At 58.9% G+C, this 20,913-nt stretch carries 22 protein-coding genes; 14 read left to right on the top strand and 8 right to left on the bottom strand.

All coding sequences use genetic code 11. The features are described 5' to 3' along the window. Positions 1-42 precede the first annotated feature (42 nt). Genes L1P08_RS08800 through L1P08_RS08780 form a run of 5 tightly spaced genes read left to right on the top strand, consistent with a single transcriptional unit; the run spans position 43 to position 4,766 of the window. Positions 43-1,248, top strand: a complete 1,206-nt coding sequence (locus tag L1P08_RS08800; protein ID WP_303616654.1) for an ABC transporter substrate-binding protein — start codon at positions 43-45, stop codon at positions 1,246-1,248. Between the two features lie 15 nt (positions 1,249-1,263). Then, on the top strand, positions 1,264-2,127 hold the full coding sequence (locus tag L1P08_RS08795; protein WP_303616653.1) for a branched-chain amino acid ABC transporter permease: 864 nt from the start codon (positions 1,264-1,266) through the stop codon (positions 2,125-2,127). Continuing rightward, complete coding sequence (locus L1P08_RS08790; RefSeq protein WP_303616652.1) at positions 2,127-3,026, top strand: branched-chain amino acid ABC transporter permease; 900 nt, start codon at positions 2,127-2,129, stop codon at positions 3,024-3,026. The genes L1P08_RS08795 and L1P08_RS08790 overlap by 1 nt, the downstream gene beginning before the upstream one ends. Beyond that, positions 3,023-3,529: a GAF domain-containing protein gene (locus L1P08_RS08785; RefSeq protein ID WP_303616651.1), complete on the top strand. Its 507-nt coding sequence runs from the start codon at positions 3,023-3,025 to the stop codon at positions 3,527-3,529. The genes L1P08_RS08790 and L1P08_RS08785 overlap by 4 nt, the downstream gene beginning before the upstream one ends. 1 nt (position 3,530) lies before the next feature. After that, on the top strand, positions 3,531-4,766 hold the full coding sequence (locus L1P08_RS08780) for a metal-dependent hydrolase family protein (protein WP_303616650.1): 1,236 nt from the start codon (positions 3,531-3,533) through the stop codon (positions 4,764-4,766). A gap of 66 nt (positions 4,767-4,832) precedes the next feature. Here L1P08_RS08780 and L1P08_RS08775 read toward each other — a convergent pair whose 3' ends face one another. The 5 genes from L1P08_RS08775 to L1P08_RS08755 are packed head-to-tail and all read right to left on the bottom strand — an operon-like array spanning position 4,833 to position 8,847. Continuing rightward, positions 4,833-5,339 (bottom strand): GAF domain-containing protein, encoded by a 507-nt coding sequence (locus L1P08_RS08775; protein ID WP_303616649.1) that lies wholly within the window; start codon positions 5,337-5,339, stop codon positions 4,833-4,835. Between the two features lie 4 nt (positions 5,340-5,343). After that, positions 5,344-6,099, bottom strand: coding sequence for an ABC transporter ATP-binding protein (locus L1P08_RS08770; RefSeq protein WP_303616648.1), 756 nt, complete (start codon positions 6,097-6,099; stop codon positions 5,344-5,346). Next, on the bottom strand, positions 6,096-6,932 hold the full coding sequence (locus tag L1P08_RS08765; RefSeq protein WP_303616647.1) for an ABC transporter ATP-binding protein: 837 nt from the start codon (positions 6,930-6,932) through the stop codon (positions 6,096-6,098). The genes L1P08_RS08770 and L1P08_RS08765 overlap by 4 nt, the downstream gene beginning before the upstream one ends. Next, complete coding sequence (locus L1P08_RS08760) at positions 6,929-7,834, bottom strand: ABC transporter permease (protein WP_303616646.1); 906 nt, start codon at positions 7,832-7,834, stop codon at positions 6,929-6,931. The genes L1P08_RS08765 and L1P08_RS08760 overlap by 4 nt, the downstream gene beginning before the upstream one ends. Continuing rightward, positions 7,834-8,847: an ABC transporter permease gene (locus L1P08_RS08755; protein ID WP_438268455.1), complete on the bottom strand. Its 1,014-nt coding sequence runs from the start codon at positions 8,845-8,847 to the stop codon at positions 7,834-7,836. Before L1P08_RS08755 ends, L1P08_RS08760 begins: the two co-directional genes overlap by 1 nt. 218 nt (positions 8,848-9,065) lie before the next feature. On the opposite strand from L1P08_RS08755, the gene L1P08_RS08750 reads away from it, so the two are divergent. The 3 genes from L1P08_RS08750 to L1P08_RS08740 all read left to right on the top strand — a co-directional run bounded on the left by L1P08_RS08750 (position 9,066) and on the right by L1P08_RS08740 (position 12,498). Beyond that, positions 9,066-9,746, top strand: coding sequence for a helix-turn-helix domain-containing protein (locus tag L1P08_RS08750; protein ID WP_303616645.1), 681 nt, complete (start codon positions 9,066-9,068; stop codon positions 9,744-9,746). Next, positions 9,746-11,329 (top strand): ABC transporter substrate-binding protein, encoded by a 1,584-nt coding sequence (locus tag L1P08_RS08745; RefSeq protein WP_303616644.1) that lies wholly within the window; start codon positions 9,746-9,748, stop codon positions 11,327-11,329. The genes L1P08_RS08750 and L1P08_RS08745 overlap by 1 nt, the downstream gene beginning before the upstream one ends. 71 nt (positions 11,330-11,400) lie before the next feature. Continuing rightward, positions 11,401-12,498 (top strand): M24 family metallopeptidase, encoded by a 1,098-nt coding sequence (locus L1P08_RS08740; RefSeq protein WP_303616643.1) that lies wholly within the window; start codon positions 11,401-11,403, stop codon positions 12,496-12,498. A gap of 68 nt (positions 12,499-12,566) precedes the next feature. On the opposite strand, the gene L1P08_RS08735 is transcribed toward L1P08_RS08740, so the two are convergent. Genes L1P08_RS08735 through L1P08_RS08725 form a run of 3 tightly spaced genes read right to left on the bottom strand, consistent with a single transcriptional unit; the run spans position 12,567 to position 15,669 of the window. Further along, positions 12,567-13,301: a GntR family transcriptional regulator gene (locus tag L1P08_RS08735; protein ID WP_303616642.1), complete on the bottom strand. Its 735-nt coding sequence runs from the start codon at positions 13,299-13,301 to the stop codon at positions 12,567-12,569. After that, positions 13,298-14,458 carry an acetylornithine deacetylase gene (gene argE / locus L1P08_RS08730; protein WP_303616641.1) on the bottom strand — a complete coding sequence of 387 codons (1,161 nt, stop codon included), beginning with the start codon at positions 14,456-14,458 and terminating at the stop codon, positions 13,298-13,300. The genes L1P08_RS08735 and argE overlap by 4 nt, the downstream gene beginning before the upstream one ends. 14 nt (positions 14,459-14,472) lie before the next feature. Continuing rightward, positions 14,473-15,669, bottom strand: coding sequence for a M24 family metallopeptidase (locus L1P08_RS08725; RefSeq protein WP_303616640.1), 1,197 nt, complete (start codon positions 15,667-15,669; stop codon positions 14,473-14,475). Positions 15,670-15,817: 148 nt separating this feature from the next. Between L1P08_RS08725 and ehuB the strand changes: the two genes are divergently transcribed. The 6 genes from ehuB to L1P08_RS08695 all read left to right on the top strand — a co-directional run bounded on the left by ehuB (position 15,818) and on the right by L1P08_RS08695 (position 20,892). Then, a complete protein-coding gene (gene ehuB, locus L1P08_RS08720; RefSeq protein ID WP_303616639.1) occupies positions 15,818-16,666 on the top strand; it encodes an ectoine/hydroxyectoine ABC transporter substrate-binding protein EhuB in 849 nt (282 codons plus the stop codon). 86 nt (positions 16,667-16,752) lie between these two features. Then, positions 16,753-17,418, top strand: a complete 666-nt coding sequence (gene ehuC, locus L1P08_RS08715) for an ectoine/hydroxyectoine ABC transporter permease subunit EhuC (RefSeq protein ID WP_303616638.1) — start codon at positions 16,753-16,755, stop codon at positions 17,416-17,418. Between the two features lies 1 nt (position 17,419). Continuing rightward, positions 17,420-18,091: an ectoine/hydroxyectoine ABC transporter permease subunit EhuD gene (ehuD, locus tag L1P08_RS08710; protein WP_303616637.1), complete on the top strand. Its 672-nt coding sequence runs from the start codon at positions 17,420-17,422 to the stop codon at positions 18,089-18,091. After that, positions 18,088-18,906, top strand: coding sequence for an ectoine/hydroxyectoine ABC transporter ATP-binding protein EhuA (gene ehuA, locus L1P08_RS08705; protein WP_303616636.1), 819 nt, complete (start codon positions 18,088-18,090; stop codon positions 18,904-18,906). The genes ehuD and ehuA overlap by 4 nt, the downstream gene beginning before the upstream one ends. Next, positions 18,903-19,910 (top strand): hydroxyectoine utilization dehydratase EutB, encoded by a 1,008-nt coding sequence (gene eutB, locus L1P08_RS08700; RefSeq protein ID WP_303616635.1) that lies wholly within the window; start codon positions 18,903-18,905, stop codon positions 19,908-19,910. The genes ehuA and eutB overlap by 4 nt, the downstream gene beginning before the upstream one ends. After that, a complete protein-coding gene (locus tag L1P08_RS08695) occupies positions 19,900-20,892 on the top strand; it encodes a cyclodeaminase (RefSeq protein ID WP_303616634.1) in 993 nt (330 codons plus the stop codon). Before eutB ends, L1P08_RS08695 begins: the two co-directional genes overlap by 11 nt. Positions 20,893-20,913 lie beyond the last annotated feature (21 nt).

The raw sequence follows: 20,913 nt of genomic DNA, 5'->3' as shown, positions 1-20,913 counted from the left end.
AAAACTGAATGACTAAGCAAGTGCAAAAACAAGGGTAAAATAATGACCAAATATGCAGTCAATCGCAGAAGTTTCCTTGGTGCCTCAACAGCGCTCGTTGGCCTGGCGATGATGCCGTCCGCAGCCCGCGCAGAGGGCGAGGTTATCAAGATCGGTACACTGACCCCGCTCACCGGCGCTGGTGGCCCCTATGGCCCCATCATGACCCAGACGGCCCAGGCCGTTGTCGACGAGGTTAATGCCGCCGGCGGCGTGCTCGGCAAGCAGATCGAGCTGATCTCCGAAGACGACCAGACCAACCCCGAAGCCGGTGTCCGCGCCGCGCGCAAGCTGATCGATGTGGATCAGGTCTCCGCCATTCTGGGCACCTGGGCCTCCTCGGTGACCACAGCCGTTGCCCCGTTGTGCTGGGAATCGGGCACCTTCCTCGCCACCGTTTCCGGCGCTGATGCAATCACTGAACTGCCCCATAACGGTTACCTTGTGCGCACCCAGCCGAACACCACGCTGCAGGGCCGCAAGTTTGGCGAATTCGCGCTGGAAAAGGGTGCCAAGCGCGTGTTCTTCGTCTCCCCGCAGACCCCGTTCGCTGAAAGCCAGTACACCAACATGGCCAAGGCTGTTGAAGCAGGCGGCGGCGAAGCAGCCTCGCTGGTCTATGATGACAAGAAGCCTTCCTACCGCTCCGAAGTCGACGAGATCATGCGCTTCAATCCTGATGCGGTTGTGCTTGGCGGCTATGCACCGGACACCACTGTCATGCTCAAGGAACTTTATCGCGCCGGTTTTGAAGGCACCAAGATTGCCTTCGCCTATGCTGTGAACCAGCAGGTGCTCGATGGCGTGCAAAAAGAAGTCGTTGAAGGCTGCTACACAATTGCACCCTCCTCGAATGAAAATTCGACTGCCTACAAGCGCCTCGTCGACATGATCGGCGTTGAAAGCCCGGATCCCTACACCGTGCAGGTCTATGACCAGATCAATCTGATCATCATGGCAATGGCAGCAGCCGGCGAGAGCACCGGCACCGCGATCAAGGATAGCGTGCGCGCTGTCAGCCAGGGCGAAGGCGGCACCAAGGTCGACAATGCCATTGACGGGCTGAAGCTTATCGCTGAAGGCAAGGCTGTCGATTATGACGGTGCCAGCGGTCCGTGCGATTTCACCGACACGGGTGATATCTCCGACAGCAGCTTCCGTTACGAGCAGGTGCTCGACGGCAAGTTCTCCTTCATCAACATCGCCTAACGGTAAGCGCAGAGCATGACCATCCTGTTGCAGGCCTTGTTGAATGGCATAATGAACGGCACCCTGATTGCGGTGCCGGCCATTGGCTTCACCGCGATTTTTGCGGTGTTGCGCTTTCCCAACTTTGCGATCGCTGCCTACGCCACTATCGGAGCCTTTGCAGCCTGGTGGGTAAATGTTCATTTGGGTGCCGGCGTTTTGCCGGCACTCATCGTCGCCTTTGCCGTTGCCGGCTTTGCCGGCATGGCGGCAGAGGAGACAGCCCTGAAAGGGTTGCGCGGTTCGGGCGCCCTGACAGTGGCAATCGGTTCTATCGCGCTCAATGTTGTTCTTGAGAACATCGTGCGGCTCTATTTCGGCAATGATCTGCGCGGCTATGACCTGCCGATTGTGCCCGACTGGCGTTTTCTCGGCCTCAGGGTTGGTCCGCAGCAATTGCAAAGTCTCATGATCGCCATTGCCATTATGGCCGCCATGTTTGCTTTCCTCAGGTTTACCCGGTTCGGTAAGGCCATGCGGGCTGTGGCAGACAATGCCGATCTGGCCCGTCTCAAGGGCATCGATCCGGCCAAGGTCGCCATTCTGACGGTGTTTCTTGGCGCAGGTCTTGCGGGTACGGGCGGTGTTCTGATCGGGCTGGATGCCTCGATTGATCCCATGCTCGGCTACCGTGTGCTGTTGACCGTATTTGCGGCAGCGGTTCTGGGCGGTCTTGGCTCAATTCCGGGGGCTGTGGCCGGGGCGCTGGTTATCGGTATTGCCGAGGAATGTGCGCTTCTAGTCATACCGGCCACCTATCGTTCTGCGGTTGGCTTTATCGCCATTCTGCTGGTGCTCACCCTGCGTCCGCGCGGCATATTCGGCGAGAGGGCTGCCTGATGCTTGCATATTTTATCTTCGCCCTGACTATTGGCGGTGTTTACGCGCTGCTGGCGCTGAGCCTCAACCTCATCTGGGGCGGCGTCGGCCTTGTTAATCTCGGCCTCGTTGGTTTCTTTGCCATCGGTGCTTATACCTCTGCCATTCTGACCGGGGCTGGCACGCCAATTCTGGTGGGCTGGGGCGCAGCGATTGTCGTTGGTGCCGTCGCCGGTTTCATCGTCACGCTGGCCACCACGCGCCTGCGCGATGATTATCTGGCCATCGTGACGCTCGGACTTGCCGAGGTCATTCGTCTGGTCGCGCTCAATGAGCGCTGGTTGACCAATGGCTCGGACGGTATTTCGGGCATTCAGGCCCCGCTAAAATCCGTGCTCGGCAATCAGGGGTTCAACCTGTTCTACATGGTGATGGTCTGCTTCATTGTGCTGATCGTCTGGGCCTTGTTGCGCCGTATCGACCGGTCGCCTTATGGCCGCGCGATGAAAGCAATCCGTGAAGATCAGGAACTGGCGGCCTTTGCGGGCAAGAATGTATTGAGCTTCAAGGTGCAGGCCTTTGCCCTGTCCGCGGCGATTGCCGGCCTGGCCGGTGCGCTTTACGCGCATTTCCAGTCCTATGTCTCGCCGGATCATTTCCAGCCGCTGATCACCATTTACATCTTTCTGGCAGTTGCTGCCGGTGGCGTTGGCCGGCCCGCAGGAGGTGTGCTGGGCGCCTATCTGGTGGTGTTCTTCCTCGAACTCACCCGTTTCGTGCCCGACCTGCTGCCCGATTTCGCGCCAGCCCAGTTCGCCGCCGTTCGTGAAATCATGATCGGCACCGCACTGCTTCTGGTTCTTCGTTTCAAACCGCGCGGGCTATTGCCTGAGCGCATTATACCGGCACCCAAAATATGACAAACAAACCGCTCTCCACTCTGCTCGCAGCCCAGGCCGAAAAAGGCCAGCCGCTGCCCGTGTTCAAGGCACTTGATGATCTGTGCAAGGAACTGGTTGGCCATGAGCTGTTCACCCTCTTGTATGTCGATGGGCAGGAAGTGGCCCGCATCTATTCCAACCGGCCCGAGGAATATCCGGTATCCGGCCGCAAGCTGATGGGACCAACGCCCTGGGGTGATCTGGTTTTGAAAAACAAGCAGCCCTTTATCGGTTATGACAAGGAAGCCATTCGCTGGGCCTTTTTCGATCACGAACTGATTGAGAGCATGGGGCTGGGTTCGGTGATCAATGTCCCGGTCATTTATGATGATGCGGTGATTGGTACGCTTAACCTGCTGGCCCCGGAACATTATTATCGCGAAGAACAGGTGGCGCTGGTCGAACAGCTGGCCCCCGCTCTTGTTCCCGCTTTCTTGCAGGCCCGTGCCGAGGCGCGCGCCACATCCAATCGGAGTATTTAACGTGTCGACCATTCTTTTTACCAATGCCCGCATTGTTGACGGCACTGCGCCGGAGCCGGGTGCACCCACATCGGTGCTGGTTGAGGGCGGTATCATCCGCGAGGTCGCGGACAAGATCACCTCAGCGGATGCGCGGGTGATTGATCTGGGCGGGCGCACGCTGATGCCCGGCCTGATCGATTGCCATGTGCATGTTGTCGCTGTGCTGGCCGATCTCGGGCGCAATGCGCAATTGCCTGACAGTCTGGTCACCGCCCGGTCCATCCGCATCATGGGCGACATGCTCGCCCGTGGCTTCACCACCGTCCGCGATGTTGGCGGGGCCGATAGCGGGTTGCGCGTGGCAGCTGAGGAAGGTCTGTTTCCGGCACCGCGTCTGGTTTTGTCCGGCAAGGCATTGAGCCAGACCGGCGGGCATTGCGATTTCCGCGGGCCGTTTGACGACCGCCCCACCATCAAGACCGGGTTCCGGCTGGGCACTCTGGGGCGTGTGTGTGATGGCGATGCTGAAATGCGCCGGGCTGCGCGTGAAGAGATCAAGGGCGGCGCTGATTTCATCAAAATCATGGCCAATGGTGGCGTTGCCTCGCCAACCGACCCGATCCATTTCCTCGGGTTTTCGCGGGCTGAACTGACTGCCGTGGTGGAAGAAGCTGCAAACGCGGGCACCTATGTTTCGGCCCATCTCTACACCGATGCGGCAATCCGCCGGGCCGTGGAATGCGGTGTGCATTCGCTTGAACATTGCAACCTGATCGAAAGTGATACGGCCCATTTCGCCGCCGAGCAGGGCGCAATCGCCGTGCCGACACTTGTCACCTATGACAAACTGGCCAGTGAAGGAGCCTCGTTCGGCCTGCCGGCAACCTCGGTTGCCAAGGTGGACAATGTGCGCCTCAACGGCATGGCCTCACTGGAAATCATGCGTGAGGCGGGTCTGCTCATGGCTTATGGCAGTGACCTTTTGGGCGAAATGCACCAGCACCAGTCCGAAGAATTTGTCATTCGCGGGCGCGTGCTGCCGGCGATGGAAGTCATCGGTTCGGCAACCCATGTGGCGGCGAAACTGCTGCGAATGGAAGGCCGCATCGGCACGATCGCGCCGGACGCCTATGCGGATCTGGTGGTGGTGGACGGCAACCCGCTCGAAGACCTGTCCTTGCTGACAGGGCAGGGCCAGCACATGCCGATCATCATGCAGGGCGGCAAGTTCATCAAGGACACCGCCTTCGCCTGAATGTCCGGCTGATCGCCGCATGGATTGCAAAACACCGCCCCGATGAGGGCGGTGTTTTTTTATTGGTTATTTGCCGAGGCGGAGGGCGGCGAGATGGGCCGCCTTGGCCGGGATCGACAGATATTTCGTGATCAGGTCGACGCGTTCCGGTGTGAAATATTGCTCTTCGTGCAGCATGTTGACTGTCGCCAGAAGTTCATCGCCCGCAATCACCGGCAAATTGACCACAGAGCCGCAGCCGAGCGAACCGATCAGTTCGTAATCGGGAAAGACCTTGGCAATGTCGGCAAGCGTGTTGGCGACGAAGTGATTGCGCTTTTTATGGACGATCTCAAACCAGTCATCATAAGTGATCGGCTTTGTGCCCGAGGCGGGATAATTGGCGGCGTCGCTGGTATAGGCGCGCCGGGCCAGTTCGGCTGTCATATCGACCGTCATGACCGTGAAGAGCTTCACCCCGACGATCTGTTCGGTCAGGGTCTGCAACACCTTGTAGCAGGCCATGGCCGTCGTGGCCGTGGCGATGGCCGCGTCGAATTGCGCCAGCGCGGCATCGAAATTTTCAGTCGTCATGAAACTAGTCCTGGATTTGTTGAACGAGAGTGCCGCCGCTGGCCGCAAACAATTCGCGTGAATAGGCATCAGCCAGCTGGCCGGATTTCAATTGTGCGACATCGGCGACCTCAACGATCCGCCCATAGCGCATCACCGCCAGCCGGTCGCACAGAAATGAGACCACCGGCAGGTTGTGGGTGACGACCAGATAGGTGAGGTTCTGCTCGCGCCGCAGCCGCTTGAGGAGATTGAGGATTTCAGCCTGCACCGACACATCAAGCGCCGAGGTCGGTTCATCAAGCAGCAGCACTTTCGGCTCCAGCATCAGGGCGCGGGCAATGGCGACGCGCTGGCGCTGGCCGCCCGAAAGCTGGTGCGGGAAGCGGAAGCGGAAACGCCGGTCGAGCCCGACGGCTTCCAGCATGGCCTCAACCCGGTCACCGCGATTGCCAATGCCGTGGATGGCAAGCGGTTCACCAAGGCTGGCATCGACGGTTTTGCGCGGATGCAGGGAGCCATAGGGGTCCTGAAACACCATCTGGCAGACCCGGGCAAACTGCCGGTCGACGCCATGGCTGCGCTCTTGGCCCAAAACCGAAATGCCCCCGGTCCATTCCGGAGCCAGCCCGGCAATGGCGCGCAGAACCGTGGTTTTGCCCGAGCCGCTTTCGCCCACAAGAGCAAAGCTTTCGCCCGTCGCAATGGAGAGGTTGATGTCATGGGTGATTTGCGTCTCGCCATAGGAAATGTCGAGATCGGTGAGGGTTATGGCGCTCATGTGCCCGCCCATGCGCTGCGGTCAAGCACCGGCAGTTCTTCGCGTGTTTCATTCATTTGCGGCATCGCGGCGAGCAGGCCGCGGGTATAGGGGTGTTGGGCGTTGGACAATTCGCTGGCGATGCAGCTCTCGACCACTTCGCCACTGTTCATCACCAGTATCCGGTCGCAATAACGCGACACCAGATTAAGGTCATGGCTGATCAGGATCAGCCCCATGCCCTTGGAGGTGACCAGATCATCGATAATATCGAGCACCTGCGCCTGCACAGAAACATCGAGCGCCGAGGTCGGCTCGTCCGCAATCAACAGGTCCGGCTCGGGGATCAGCATCATGGCGATCATCACCCTTTGGCCCATGCCCCCCGAAACCTCATGCGGATAAAGCCCGGCGACCCGTTCGGGATCATTGATGCGCACGGCTTCGAGCATGGAGAGCACCCGTGCCTTGATTTCGGCGCGGGGCAATTTTGTATGGGTGACGAGGGCCTCGGCAATCTGTGCGCCGACGGTCATCACCGGATTGAGCGAGAATTTGGGGTCCTGCATCACCATGGAAATGCGGGCGCCGCGAATGGCGCGCATCTGCTTTTCGCTTTGGGCCAGAATGTCGATGCCATCGAACATGAGCTTGTCGGCAGTCACTTTGCCCGGTGAACGGATCAGTTTAAGGATCGCGCGCCCGGTCATGGATTTGCCCGAGCCGCTTTCCCCCACAATGCCGAGGCGTTCTTTGCCAAGGGAAAACGAGATGCCGCGCACCACTTCCACCCGGCCTTGCGGCGAGGGGAAGCTGACGCGGAGGTTGTCGACTTCAAGAAGGGGGGTGCTCAAAGCTTGTCTCCCTGTTTGGGGTCGAGCACATCGCGCAAACCGTCACCGAGAAAACAAAAGCCGAGGCTGACCAGAATAATGGCAAAACCGGGCATGGTCGCCACCCACCATTGATCAAGAATAAAGGTGCGGCCGCGCGAAATCATCGCGCCCCATTCCGGCAGCGGCGGCTGTGCGCCCAGCCCGATAAAGCCTAGCCCAGCCGCCGTCAGAATGATCCCGGCCATATCAAGGGTGACGCGGATGATCATCGAGGAGGTGCAGAGCGGCAGGATATGCCGGACAATGATGCGAAACGGCGAGGCCCCCTGCAATTGCACGGCGGCAATGAATTCGGAATGCCGGAAGGTCAGGGTTTCCGCACGGGCGATACGGGCATAGGCGGGCCATGCGGTAATGGCGATGGCGATGATCGCGTTCTCGATGCCCGGCCCAAGGGCGGCAACAAAGGCCAGCGCCAGAATGAGTTTGGGCATGGAAAGAAAGACATCAGTAATGCCCATCATCACCCGGTCGACCCAGCCGCCGAAATAGCCGGCAATGGCCCCGATCAGCAGCCCGACCGGCGCGGCGATGACCGCGACCAGGGCGACAATGGTCAGGGTAATGCGCGCGCCATAGACAATGCGCGAAAAGATATCGCGACCCAGTTCATCCGTCCCCATCCAGTGGGTGCCACCGGGAGGCTGCAGACGATTGCCCAGATCCTGCCCGATGGGGGAGAAGGGAGCGATCAGCGGCGCGAACATGGCGGTGATGATCAGCACGAAAATGATGAACGCCCCGACAACGGCCAGCGGATTGCGCATCAGCGCCAGAACGATGCGATAGCTGCGCCCGAGATTGGCCTGCAGCAGGGAGGCGGGGCTGTCGTCAAGCAGCCAGTCGCGTGTCGAAGCCATTAGCGGGCCCTCGGATCAAGGACGCGATAAAGCACGTCGGAGATTTTGTTGATGAAGATGAAGACCGCGCCGATAACCAGCGTGGCGCCAAGCACCGCATTCATGTCGGCATTGAGAAGGGCGGTGGTCAGGTAATTGCCGATCCCCGGCCAGGAGAACACAACCTCGATCATGACCGAGCCTTCAAGCAGCCCGGCATAGGAAAGCCCGATCACCGTGATCAAGGGCACGCGGATCGGGTTGAACGCATGCCGCCACAAAACCAGCCGCTCGGGCACGCCCTTGACCCGGGCGGTGGTGACAAATTCCTGGCTGAGCTGGTCGAGCATGAACGAACGGGTCATGCGCGCGATATAGGCAAGGCTGAAGAACCCCAGCACCGAGGCGGGCAGGATAATGTGGCTGACCGCATTGCGGAAAATATCGAGATCACCGGCCAAAAGACTGTCGACTAGAATAAGCCCGGTTACCGGCGGGATCAGCCCGTCATAGAAAATATCGATCCGCCCCGGACCACCGACCCAGCGCAGATTGGCATAAAACACCGCCAGCCCGACGAGGCCGAGCCAGAAGGCGGGGACCGAATAGCCCAAAAGACCGATGACGCGGATGACCTGATCAATCCATGTGCCTTGCCGACTGGCGGCATAAACCCCCATCGGCACGCCCAGAAACACCCCGATCAGAATGCCGATTGTCGCCATTTCGAGCGTCGCCGGGAAGAAGCGGGCGAGGTCATCGGCCACAAAACGGCCGGTTGAAACCGACTTGCCGAAATCACCCGTCAGCACATCACCCACATAAGAGAAGAACTGCAGGATCAACGGCCGGTCGAGCCCCATGGCTTCCCGCGCCGCATCATAAACGGCCTGCGGTGCACGGTCGCCAACAACGGCGAGAACCGGATCGATCGGGATGACCCGGCCGATGAAAAACGTAATGGCCAAAAGGCCGAGAAAGGTCAGCGCCACAGTGACAATAAAGCCAAGAATTGTCGTCGTGGTCTGCTTGATCCACCGCTGTCGTCCACCGGCTGCCGCATGTGGTGCGGGGGGTGACGTCTGCGGCTGGGTTTGCGGTTCGATTGTCACGCCGCCAAATTCTCCGTTTGATAACAACAAACTAGCGCCGGGCCCTTGGCGTCGACGGTTTCGTATTTTTCACTTTTCGCTTGGAGCATACAAGAAATTTTGCTTATATCAAAAAAATTATTGTGGGACGAGGACAGGTAATGGCTGAGGCGCTAGCCAGAAACGAAGCTGATAATCATCCAAAAGTCGGTGCGCTTATTCGCGCCCGCCGCCGCCAGATGCATCTCACCTTGCAGGCGCTGGGCGACAGGGCCCAGGTTTCCGTCGGCTACCTCTCCCAGGTCGAACGCGACCACGCTACACCCTCGCTTGGCACGCTGGCCCAGATTGCCCGCGCACTTGAGGTGGGCATCGACTATTTCATCTCCACCCCCAATACGCGTGAGGCTTTGACCCGCGAGGGGGGACGGCCGAAATTTTCCATCGATGGATCCTCCGTGGTCTATGAGCGGCTGGGTGCCGATTTCCCCGGCAATGTATTGTCCTCCTTCGTCATGACCGTGCCGCCCGGCTACCGGTCCGAGACCGTTGCCCATGAGGGCGAGGAAATTCTCTATATCCTTGAAGGCGAGATCACTCAGCGTCTCGGCGATGAAGACATGATCATGTCGGCGGGGGATAGCCTCCATTTTCGCGGCAATCATCCGCATGCATGGTCCAACCACACAGACAAACCGGCGCGCCTTTTATGGACGGGCACGCTGGCCCTTTTCCGTTCCACGGCAAAGCCACGGCTTTTGCCGGATGACGCAAACACGTCCGGTGCCAAGCCGGCCAGAAACGCCAACAAGAAAACTGCCAAGTCAAAGGAGAAACACTGATGAAATTCGCAAGAGCCGCATTGTTTGCGGCGGCCATCGCCTTGCCGATGAGCCCCGTCGCTGTGCTGGCTGAAACGCCCGCCGACGTTTTGGTCGTTGCCCAGAATATCGATGACATCGTCGCCATCGATCCCGCTCAGGCGTACGAATTCACCTCCGGTGAACTCGTCACCAATGTCTATGACCGTCTGGTCCAGTATGATGCCGAGGACCCCTCGGTTCTCTCCGCCGGTCTGGCGTCCGAATGGACCGCCGATGATGCGGCCAAGACCATCACCTTCACCCTGCGTGATGGTGTGACCTTCCATTCCGGCAATCCCGTGCGTGCCGAAGACGTGGTCTTCTCGCTCGCCCGCGTGATCAAGCTCAACCTGACCCCCGCCTTCATTCTCACCCAGCTTGGCTGGACCCCTGAAAATGTTGACGACATGGTCACCGCCGAAGGCAATACCGTCACCATCAAATATGATGGCGATTTCTCGTCTGCCTTCGTGCTCAACGTGCTGGCGGCCCGTCCGGCCTCGGTCGTTGATGAAGTCACCGTGATGAGCCATGAAGCCGATGGTGACATGGGCAATGCCTGGCTTAATGCCAATTCCGCCGGCTCCGGTCCTTTCGAGCTGGCAGGCTACCGTCCGGCTGAAATCATCCGCCTCAATGCCAACCCTGATTACTTCAAGGGCGCGCCCAAGGTGAATTCGGTTATCGTGCGTCACGTGGCGGAAGCGGCAACCCAGCAATTGCTGCTGCAGTCCGGCGACGTCGATATGGCCAAGAACCTGACCCCGGACCAGATTGCCGGGCTTGAGGGCGATGTGAAGGTTGAAACCTTCCCGCAGGCCGCTGTGCATTTCCTCTCGTTCAACCAGAAGACCGAAGCCCTGCAGCCGGAAGCTGTGTGGGAAGCGGCCCGTTACCTCGTCAACTACAAGGGCATGACCGACAGTTTCCTCAAAGGCCAGATGGAAGTGCATCAGGCATTCTGGCCAAAGGGTTTCCCCGGTTCCTATGACGAAACCCCCTATACCTATGACGTGGAAAAGGCCAAGCAGATCCTCGCCGATGCCGGTATCGAAACACCGATCAATGTGACCCTCGACGTGATCAACGCCACCCCGTTTACCGATATGGCGCAATCGCTGCAGGCAGGTTTTGCCGAAGCGGGCATCAATTTCGACATCATTCCGGGCACGGGCGCGCAGGTCATCACCAAATATCGTGAGCGTACCCACGAAGCCATGCTGTTGTATTGGGGTCCTGATTTCATGGATCCGCATTCCAACGCCAAGGCTTTCGCCTACAATTCGGACAATTCGGACGAAAACTACCAGGCGACCACCACATGGCGGAATGCCTGGGCTGTGCCGGATGACATGAACAAGGAAGTCACCGCAGCGCTCGCTGAAGCTGATCAGGCAAAGCGCAACGAGATGTATGTCGACCTGCAGAAAAAAGTGCAGGAAAATTCGCCGATCGTCATCATGTTCCAGGCCGCTTATGAAGTCGCGATGGCTCCGAATGTGAACGGCTATGTCAATGGCGCGACATCCGACTTCGTTTATTACCGTCTGGTCTCCAAGTAAGACCTGACGCATCGATTATGCCGGGCCGCTGCGGCGGCCCGGTTTTTGTTTTCACCCTCGGGGACACCAAAATGTCGAATATCCTGACAAAACGCATGACCAATCTGCAGGCACTGATGGCCGAAACCAAAACGGACCTGATTGCCATCGGCCCATCAAGCCACATGCAGTGGCTGGCCGACCTGTCTCCCCATGGCGACGAGCGCCCCGTGATGCTGCTGGTCAGCCAGACCTATGCCGGTTTTCTGATGCCCGCGCTCAATGTTGATAGCGCCCGCCAGCACACCGACCTGCCATTTTTCCCATGGTCCGATGCCGATGGCCCCGACGTAGCGCTCAAGGCCCTGCTTGATGCCACCAATATTGACCGCGACGCGCCAAGTGTCGTTCTCGACGAGACCATGCGCGCCGATTTCGCGCTGCTGCTGCTCGATGCACTGCCCGGCGCAAGCCGCCGTTTCACAAATGATACAATCGGCCATCTGCGGGCCTTGAAAGACGACGCTGAATACAAGGCCCTCAAGGCCTGTGCACTGCTCAATGACCGGGCGATGGAAACCGGTTTTGCGGCGCTCAAGCCCGGCGTCACCGAGATCGAAATCGCCAATGTGATCGTAGAATTCTATAAGGCCAACGGCGCCGTCCAGGAATTCACCAGCGTATGCTTTGGCGGCAATGGCGCGTTTCCGCACCATCACACGGGAACAACAAAGCTGAAGGCTGGCGACGCTGTGTTGATCGACACCGGCTGCCGGATTGGCGGCTATCCCAGCGACATGACCCGTGTCGGCTATTGCGGCACCGAGCCTGAAAACTTTGCCGAAGTGCATGCCGTTCTTGAGGCAGCAGTCGGCGCGGCGCTGGAGGCTGCGCGCCCGGGCGTCAAGGCGAAGCAGGTCGACAAGGCCGCCCGTGATGTGATTACGAAAGCCGGATATGGCGACAAATTTGTGCACCGCACCGGCCATGGTCTTGGCATCGATATTCACGAGCCGCCCTATATCACGGCCAGCGCTGAAACCGTTCTGGAGCCGGGCATGGTGTTTTCCATTGAGCCGGGCATTTATCTGGCCGGACAATTCGGCCTGCGGCTGGAAGAAATCGTCATCCTGCGCGAAGATGGTCCGGAGATTTTCTCGGAACTGCCGCGCACGGCTATCGCCGTATAGCGCTGCGTCGAATACAGTTTTGCAAGAAGGTGGCACGCGCTCCGGTTGATGCCGGTTCGCCTGCCGCTTTATGTGGTCAGCGGCTTTTGAAATTCCATGTCCCGGTGTTTTTTCAGCCGGATGAACCCCATGGAAATATGCGAGCGCCTGATATGGCCCGCCGCCGAGAGATCCCCCACCTCCACAGCCGCCATGATGTCAGCGATCTCGCGTGAGAAAATCGCCAGTTCATGGGCAAGGTTCATGTGCGGCAGCGATTTCAGCCAGATGCGGCTGGCCTGATAGAACAGGCGTTCAGAAATATCCCGCAAGGGCTCGTTATCGGTCAGGCGCATGAGCGCGTGAAAGAAGTCGATATTCAGCCGGCCAAATCCCCGCGCATCGGGCGCGAAAACCAGGGCGCAACTGCGCTCGAACAATTGCTGGAACTGGCCGATGGTCTCAGTTGTCGGCGGCACCGGGGAGAGCGTGCCCAGCAATTGGTCCAGTTCCATGCGCAGCTGATAAACCTGAGCGAGGGAATCGATCTCGATATCGGTGACGATTGTGCCGACACCCTGCACTGAGGTTAAAAGCCCCTGCGATTCCAGCCAGCCCAAGGCCCGCCGCAACGGCGTGCGGCTGACGCCGAATTCGGCGGCCAGCGTCTCCTCGCTGAGGCACTTGCCCGGTGGATAGTCGAGCATACAAATCCGGTCCCGCAACGTATAGGACAGCCGCATGAAACGTTCGCGCGCAATGCTGGTGCGCACTTCGGTGCGCTGTGCGGCGGGCGGCTTTGGCAGTTTCACCGGTTTCTTCATGCCAACAGCTTTTCTTCAAGCCCCGTCAGCATGTCGAGGCAGTCTTGCAACCCGGATATGGCGATGAATTCGTCGGGCTTGTGCGCCTGGGCAATCGAGCCAGGCCCGCAGATAACCGCTGACATGCCCAGCGACTGGAACAATCCCGCCTCGGTGCCAAAGGCGACCAGATCGGCATCGTCCTGTCCGGTCAAAGCCGAGACGATGGCGCGCGCTTCATTGGCATCGGCCGGCACCAGCCCGGCGACTTCGGCAATTGTTTCGGTGAGAATTCCCGCCTCGGGGCTGACATGTTGCATTGCAGGCAAAAGCACTTCGTCACAATAGGTTTGAAGGCCGGATTTGACATGGTCAGCATCCCGCTTGCTGACAGGTCGCATTTCCCATTCAACCGCGCAATGGCCCGGAATGACGTTGCGCGCCATTCCCCCCGAAATCTGTCCCACCTGAACCGTGGTCCAGGGTGGCTCAAACCGGCTGTCCGTCGGGGCCATTTTCTGGACGTCAGCGGCGAGCTGCATCATGCGCGTCACATAACGCACGGCATATTCAACCGCATTAACTCCCAGTTCGGGGCGTGAACCATGCCCCTCCAGCCCAGTGAAATGCGTGGTATACTCAAAGCACCCTTTATGACCCTCAATGATGCGCATTTCCGTCGGCTCGCCGATAATGGCAACCGAGGGTTTGATGCCCATCGACGTCAGGTCATTGATCAGGTGCTGCGCACCAAGGCACCCCACTTCTTCATCATAGGTGAAGGCAAAATGGATCGGTCGCTTCAGCCCCAGTTTTCCATAGCGGGGCGCCATGGCGAGCGTTGCGGCAATAAACCCCTTCATGTCACAGGTGCCCCGGCCATAAAGCCGGCCATCCGCCTCGCGCAGGACAAACGGGTCCGATTGCCATTCCTCTGCGAGGGCCGGCACCACATCGCTATGGCCGGACAAGACAATGCCTCCGTCGACCTGCGGGCCGATGGTTGCAAACAGATTGGCCTTGTGCCCGCTTTCGTCCCGCATGACGTGAAGGCTTGCATCGCACGCGGAAAGCCGTTCCGCCGCATAGGCGATCAATTCCAGATTGCTGTCTGCCGAAACGGTTGGGAAGGCGACAAGATCAGCCAGAATGGCCTTTGTGTCATCGATCAGCGCCATAACTTCCCTCAACTCTACTTCTTGATAAATATTTCGCGGGGGCGGTCGCAAAAGCATTCCGCCGGCCCCTTGTCCTTGATCAGGATGCTTTCGGTAATCTCAAGCCCCCAATCCGTCATCCAAAGCCCCGGCATGAAATGAAACGTCATGCCCGGTTCCAGAACCGTATTGTCATCTGAGCGGATGGAAATGGTGCGCTCGCCCCAATCGGGTGGATAGGACAACCCGATCGGATAACCGGCCCGCGCATTGCGCTCAATCCCCGCGGTCAGAAGGCTGGCCTCGAGCGCCCGGGCGATATCCGCTGCCGTATTGCCCGCAACAGCCGCTTCAAGCCCCGCCGCCAGCCCTTCAATCAAGGCCTTTTCCGCGTCGATCATGTGTTGCGGTGGCTGGCCGAGATAGACCGTACGGCAGAAGGGCACATGATAGCGGCGGTAACAGCCGGAAATTTCAAAGAACGTGCCCATGTCCTTTTCAAACACGCGTCCGTCCCATGTCAGATGCGAGGCGGCCGCATCCGAGCCGCTGGGCAGAAGTGGCACAATCGCTGGGTAATCACCCCAGTCCTCGCCAACCCCGCGTAACGCATCATGATAGATCTGTGCCACGATCTCGCTTTTGCGGACGCCCGGTTCAACCCGCTCGTAAATGCCATCAATGATCTTTTCGGAAATGCGGGCAGCCTTGCGCATATGGCTCAGCTCTTCGTCGGATTTGACCCCGCGCTGCCAATTGACCAGCGAGGTGGCATCGACAAAAAACGCGTCGGGCATCTCGCTTTGCAAGGTCAGGAAGGCCTTGGCGGTGAAATAGTAGTTCTCCATTTCAACGCCGACACGCTTGTTGCCATAACCGCGATCACGCAAGGAGGCGGCGAGCAGTTCCATTGGGTGGCAGGCGCTCGATTGCACGTAATGGTCTGGATACCAGGAGATCCGGTCATCATCCATCCAGACGGTGCGCAAGGCCCCATTGGCATCCTGGGCACGGCCCCACCACACCGGGTCGGCATCGTGAAAAACCAGAACCCCCTGATGCACATAGAATGACCAGCCATTATAGCCGGTCAGCCATGCCATGTTCGAAGGGTCCTCGACAAAAAGCACGTCAATTTCGGCGGCAGTCATGGCTGCACGCACCTTGCTCAGACGCCGTTCATATTCCGCATCAGTGAACTGGAACTGTTCAATCCGATTGCTGTGACCCATCTCCAGAAACTCCTGCCAGGATGTCTATATGTACACATCTAGGAGGAAATATGGGAAAGTTCCAAGCGAAATATCGGCTTTCGCATTGACTCAGGTTGAAATCGTGCGATGTTGTACACAACAACAGGGAAAACGAAGGAGAACATTAATGGGACAGTCTTTTTTCAAGGTCGCGATTGCAGCAGGTGCCATCGCCGTTGCGCTGGGTGCCGTTGCGGCAAAAGCGGGCCCCCTCATGGATCGTATCGAGAATGGTGAGGCCATCCGCATCGGCTTTGCCAATGAAATTCCTTTCGCCTATCCCGGCGAAAATGGTGACCCCAAAGGTTTCGTGAACGCCTACACAATCGCTGTGCTGGCCAAGATGGGCTATGACAATATCGAGCCGGTCAACACCGAATGGGGCGGGCTTATTCCCGGTCTCAAGGCGAACCGTTTTGACATCATCACCGGCGGCATGAACATTCTGGAAAGCCGCTGCGAGAACATCGCTTTCTCCGAGCCGATGGCCAAAATCGGTGATGGCTTCATTGTTGCTGCCGGTAACCCCAAAAATCTGGGCAATTACGAAGACATCAAGAATGCCGACGCCATGATGGTGACCGGCGCTGGTTATTCCAACATCGAAGCGGCCAAGGCCGCCGGTGTGCCGGAAGACAAGATCATGCAGGTGCCTGGCCCCACCGAAATCCTCGCTGCCGTCAAAGCTGGCCGCGCTGATGCGGGTGCCGGTACATATTTCACCGTCAAGCAGCTGGCTGTCAGCTCCGATGGCGCAGTTGATGTTTCCGACGCCAATGCAATGCCGGAAGACACTTTCAACTGGGCTGGTATCGGCTTCCGCGATGCCGATCAGGATTTCCTCGACAAGTTCAACGCAGCCCAGGCCGAATACCTTGGCTCCGATGAAATGCTCGCGACAGTCGCCGAGTACGGCTACGACGAAAGCACCCTTCCGGGTGACCGTACTACCGAATGGGTTTGCGCTAACCGCTAATCCCTGGGACTTTTCGGCCGGCAGGGGCATAATCCCTGCCGGTCAATTCAGATGGGCGCCAGTCGTAACACGCCGGGGGACACGGCATGAGCTATCTTGAATTCCTCGGGCAATACGGCCCACGCTTTATAGACGGTACGATAGTCACGATCCTTCAGACCGTGCTGTCCGCCATTCTCGCCATTGTTCTCGCCCTTTCCGCCGGTCTTATGCGCATGTCGCGCAACAAGGTGGTCTCTGGCGTTTCCATGGTTTACATCGAAATTTTCCGTGGCACCTCTTTGCTGGTCCAGCTTTACTGGATCTTTTTCGTGCTACCGCTATTCGGTATTTCCTTTGAAAAGTTCACCGCCGGTTTTGTGGCGGTCGGCATGAACCTTGGCGCCTATGGGGCCGAGCTGGTGCGCGGGGCTATTCTTGCCGTGCCCAAGGGGCAGTGGGAAGCCGCTCAAGCGCTGAACATGACACCGGCCAAGCGCATGCTGCGCATCATCCTGCCGCAGGCACTCGTCATCATGCTGCCGCCCTGGGGTAATCTGCTGATCGAATTGCTCAAGGGCACCGCCCTTGTCTCGCTGATTGCTGTCGCCGACCTGATGTTCGAGGCCAAGCAGATCAACGGGCTGACCTTCCAGTCCGCCGAGGCTTTCGGCACCGCGCTCATCATCTACTACATTCTGGCGCGCTTTATCCTGACGCCGTCCATGCGCTGGCTCGAACGCTTCATGGCGCGCAGAATGGGAAGGGCCTGACATGTTTGACTGGCGCTGGAGTTTCGTCTGGGAGATCCTGCCCAAAATGCTTGTGGCCACCGGCAATACGCTGATGGCGGCGGGCATTGGCTACGGGATCGCCATTGTACTGGGCCTCGTGCTGGCGCTGGCGCAGCGCACGCCGATCAAGCCTTTGACCTTTGTCATGCGCGAGCTGGTGGAGTTCATCCGTTCCACCCCGCTGGTGTTGCAGATATTCTTTGTTTTCTACGTCGGACCGCAATTCGGCATTCGCCTGTCGCCCTGGACCGCGGGTATGATCGCCATTGGCCTGCACTATGCAGCCTATTTGTCCGAAGTTTACCGTGGCGGTCTCGATAGCGTGCCGAAAGGGCAATGGGAGGCGGCAACCGCGCTCAATCTGAGCATGGCCCATACCTATCGCCGCATTATCATTCCCCAGGCCCTGCCGCCTTCGCTGGCCGGCATGGGCAATTATCTGGTGGGGATTTTCAAGGACACGCCCATGCTTTCGGTGATCGGCGTGGCGGAATTGATGCACACGGCCAATGCGATTGGTTCCGAGAGTTATCGCTTCCTCGAACCCTATACCATGGTGGGCATTATCTTCCTGCTCATCTCCCTGCCCACCGCCGCCCTGATCCGCAATTTTGAATCCTGGGTCCGCCAGAAACTCGGAATGAGCAAATGACAGAAGATCTTTCAAAATATCCGCTGCGCCTGACCGGTGACAAAATTCCCATGGTGCGGTTCATGAATGTGACCAAGCGCTATGGCGATCTGGTGGTGCTCGATGCGCTTGATCTCGATGTGGACGCAGGGGAAATGGTGACCGTCATCGGCCCATCCGGTTCCGGCAAGACCACCGTTCTGCGCATGCTGATGACGCTGGAGACCATCAATGGTGGCGTCATCTATGTGGATGGCGAACCGCTGACCCATATGGAACGCGATGGCAAACTGGTGCCGGCCAATCGCAAGCACGTACAAAGGATGCGTTCGAACATTGGCATGTGCTTCCAGCACTTCAACCTGTTCCCGCATATGACCGCGCTTGAAAACTGCATGGAAGCGCCGGTGCACGTGCTCGGTCTATCGAAAGACGAGGCGCGCGACCGGTCCATCGAACTGCTGGGTCTTGTGGGGCTTGAGGACAAGGTCGACCAGCATCCCTCGCGCCTGTCCGGCGGCCAGCAGCAACGCGTTGCCATTGCCCGGGCGTTGGCCATGCGGCCGAAAATCATGCTGTTCGATGAAGTCACCTCCGCGCTTGATCCCGAAGTGATCGGCGAGGTGACCAGTGTCATCCGCAAACTTGTCGCCGAATACAAGCTGACCATGCTCATGGTCACCCACCAGATGGGCTTTGCCAAGGAAATCTCTGATCGGATCTGCTTCTTTTATCAGGGCAGTATTGAAGAGCAGGGCAGCCCGGATGTCATTTTTGGCAACCCGCAACGAGAGCGTACACAGCAATTTCTCAGTGCGGTGCTGGAGGCTGGATGACGCTATCGCTCGCCAATATTCTGGCGGCCCGCAATTCGATTTATGGCACTGCCGCCCGCACTCCCCTGATCCTGTCACCGCATTTGAGTGCGCTTGCCGGGCAGGACTTTCTGCTCAAGCTTGAAACCACACAACCGACCGGCGCCTTCAAACTGCGCGGCGCGGCCAATGCGGTGTTCAACTTGCCTGAAGGCACGACCGGGGTGACCTGTTGCTCGACCGGCAATCACGGCAGGGGCGTCGCCTTTGCCGCCCGCGCCCGTGGTCTGCGCGCGGTGATCTGCATGTCGTCTCTCGTACCGCAAACCAAGATTGACGGTATTGAGGCGCTCGGCGCTGAAGTGCGCATCAAGGGGGTTAGCCAGGACGAAGCGCAGGCGGAAAGCCAGCGACTGTGCCAGGCAGAAGGTCTGGCGGAAATCTCGCCGTTTGATGATCCGTTTGTCATTGCCGGGCAGGGGACGATTGGCCTCGAACTGTTCGAGGACCGGCCCGAGATCGATATGGTGCTGGTGCCCTTGTCAGGCGGCGGGCTGGCTGCAGGGATAGCCCTCGCGGTCAAGGCCATCAGCCCCAAAACCCGCGTGATCGGTATTTCGATGGATCGCGGCGCAGCCATGCATGCATCGGTGCGCGCCGGCCATCCGGTTGAAGTCGAGGAAGTGGCGAGCCTTGCCGATTCCCTTGGCGGCGGTATTGGGCTTGAAAACCGGCTGTCCTTTGCCCTTTGCCGCGACCTGCTCGATGACATTGTTCTCGTCACCGAAGCCGAAATCTATCACGCCATGCAAACGCTTTATTATGAGGACCGCATGGTCGCCGAAGGCGCGTCTGCTGTCGGCATTGCAGCACTTGAGGCGGGCAAGTTGCCGAAAGCCAATGGCCCGATTGCCAGTATCATCACCGGGCGTAATGTGGATATGACCGCCTTCACCGATATCATCAACGGGCGCGATGTCTCTCTGGGCGATCTCACAATTGCGGGGCAGCCCTATGGCGCATGATATCCGCATCCTGACCGAGGCCGAACTGCGTCAGGTCGTCAAACTCGATCTGGCCGCGATTGATGTGGTTGAGCGCGCCTTTGCAGCGCTCGCCGGCGGCAAGGTGATCATGCCGCCCATCTTGTCCATGGCCATACCCGAGGCCAATGGCGAGGTGGATGTCAAAACCGCCTATATCCCAGGCTTCGATGGTTTTGCCATCAAGGTCAGTCCCGGCTTTTTCGACAATCCCAAACTGGGCCTGCCGAGCCTTAACGGGTTGATGGTACTGTTCTCGGCCAAAACCGGTCTGGTGGAAGCGCTGTTTCTTGATAATGGCTATCTGACCGATATCCGCACCGCCGCCGCCGGCGCTGTTGCCGCCCGGCACATGGCACCCGAAATGGTGACGACCGCCGGGGTGATCGGCACCGGGGTGCAGGCGCGGCTGCAAATTGAAGCCGCGCACCTGGTGCGCCCGTTCACCAAAGTGCTGGTCTGGGGCCGCGACACGGCAAAGGCTGAAGCCTGTGCCGCCGATATTGCGGCCCGTCTTGGTGTTGACGCGCGGGCGGAAACCGATCCGGCCCGTCTGGTCGAGCAAAGCCAGTTGGTGATCACCACCACCCCGTCGCGCAGCCCGGTGCTGATGGCGGACTGGTTGCATCCGGGCCTCCATATCACCGCCATGGGCTCGGACCAGGGGGAGAAGAACGAAATCGATTCGCAGGCGCTGACCGCCGCTGATGCCTATATCTGTGATCGGGTCAGCCAGTGTGAAGCGCTGGGTGAGTTACGGAGTGCGTTGGCCACCGGGCTTTGGCAGGGAGAGCCGCCGGCTGAACTGGGCCAGGTCGTCACCGGCGCGATCACTTCCCGCAAAAGCGATAACGACATCACCATTTGCGATTTGACCGGCACCGGTGCACAGGATACGGCGATCGCCACCCACGCCTTCAGCCTGAGCATAAAAGCGGGCAAGGGCACGGCAATATCAAGTTGATGAAATCCAGAATGGCACCCT

Source organism: Mariluticola halotolerans, from assembly GCF_021611515.1.
Lineage (GTDB): Bacteria > Pseudomonadota > Alphaproteobacteria > Rhizobiales > Devosiaceae > Mariluticola > Mariluticola halotolerans.
This window is presented reverse-complemented; position numbering and strand designations above follow the sequence as displayed.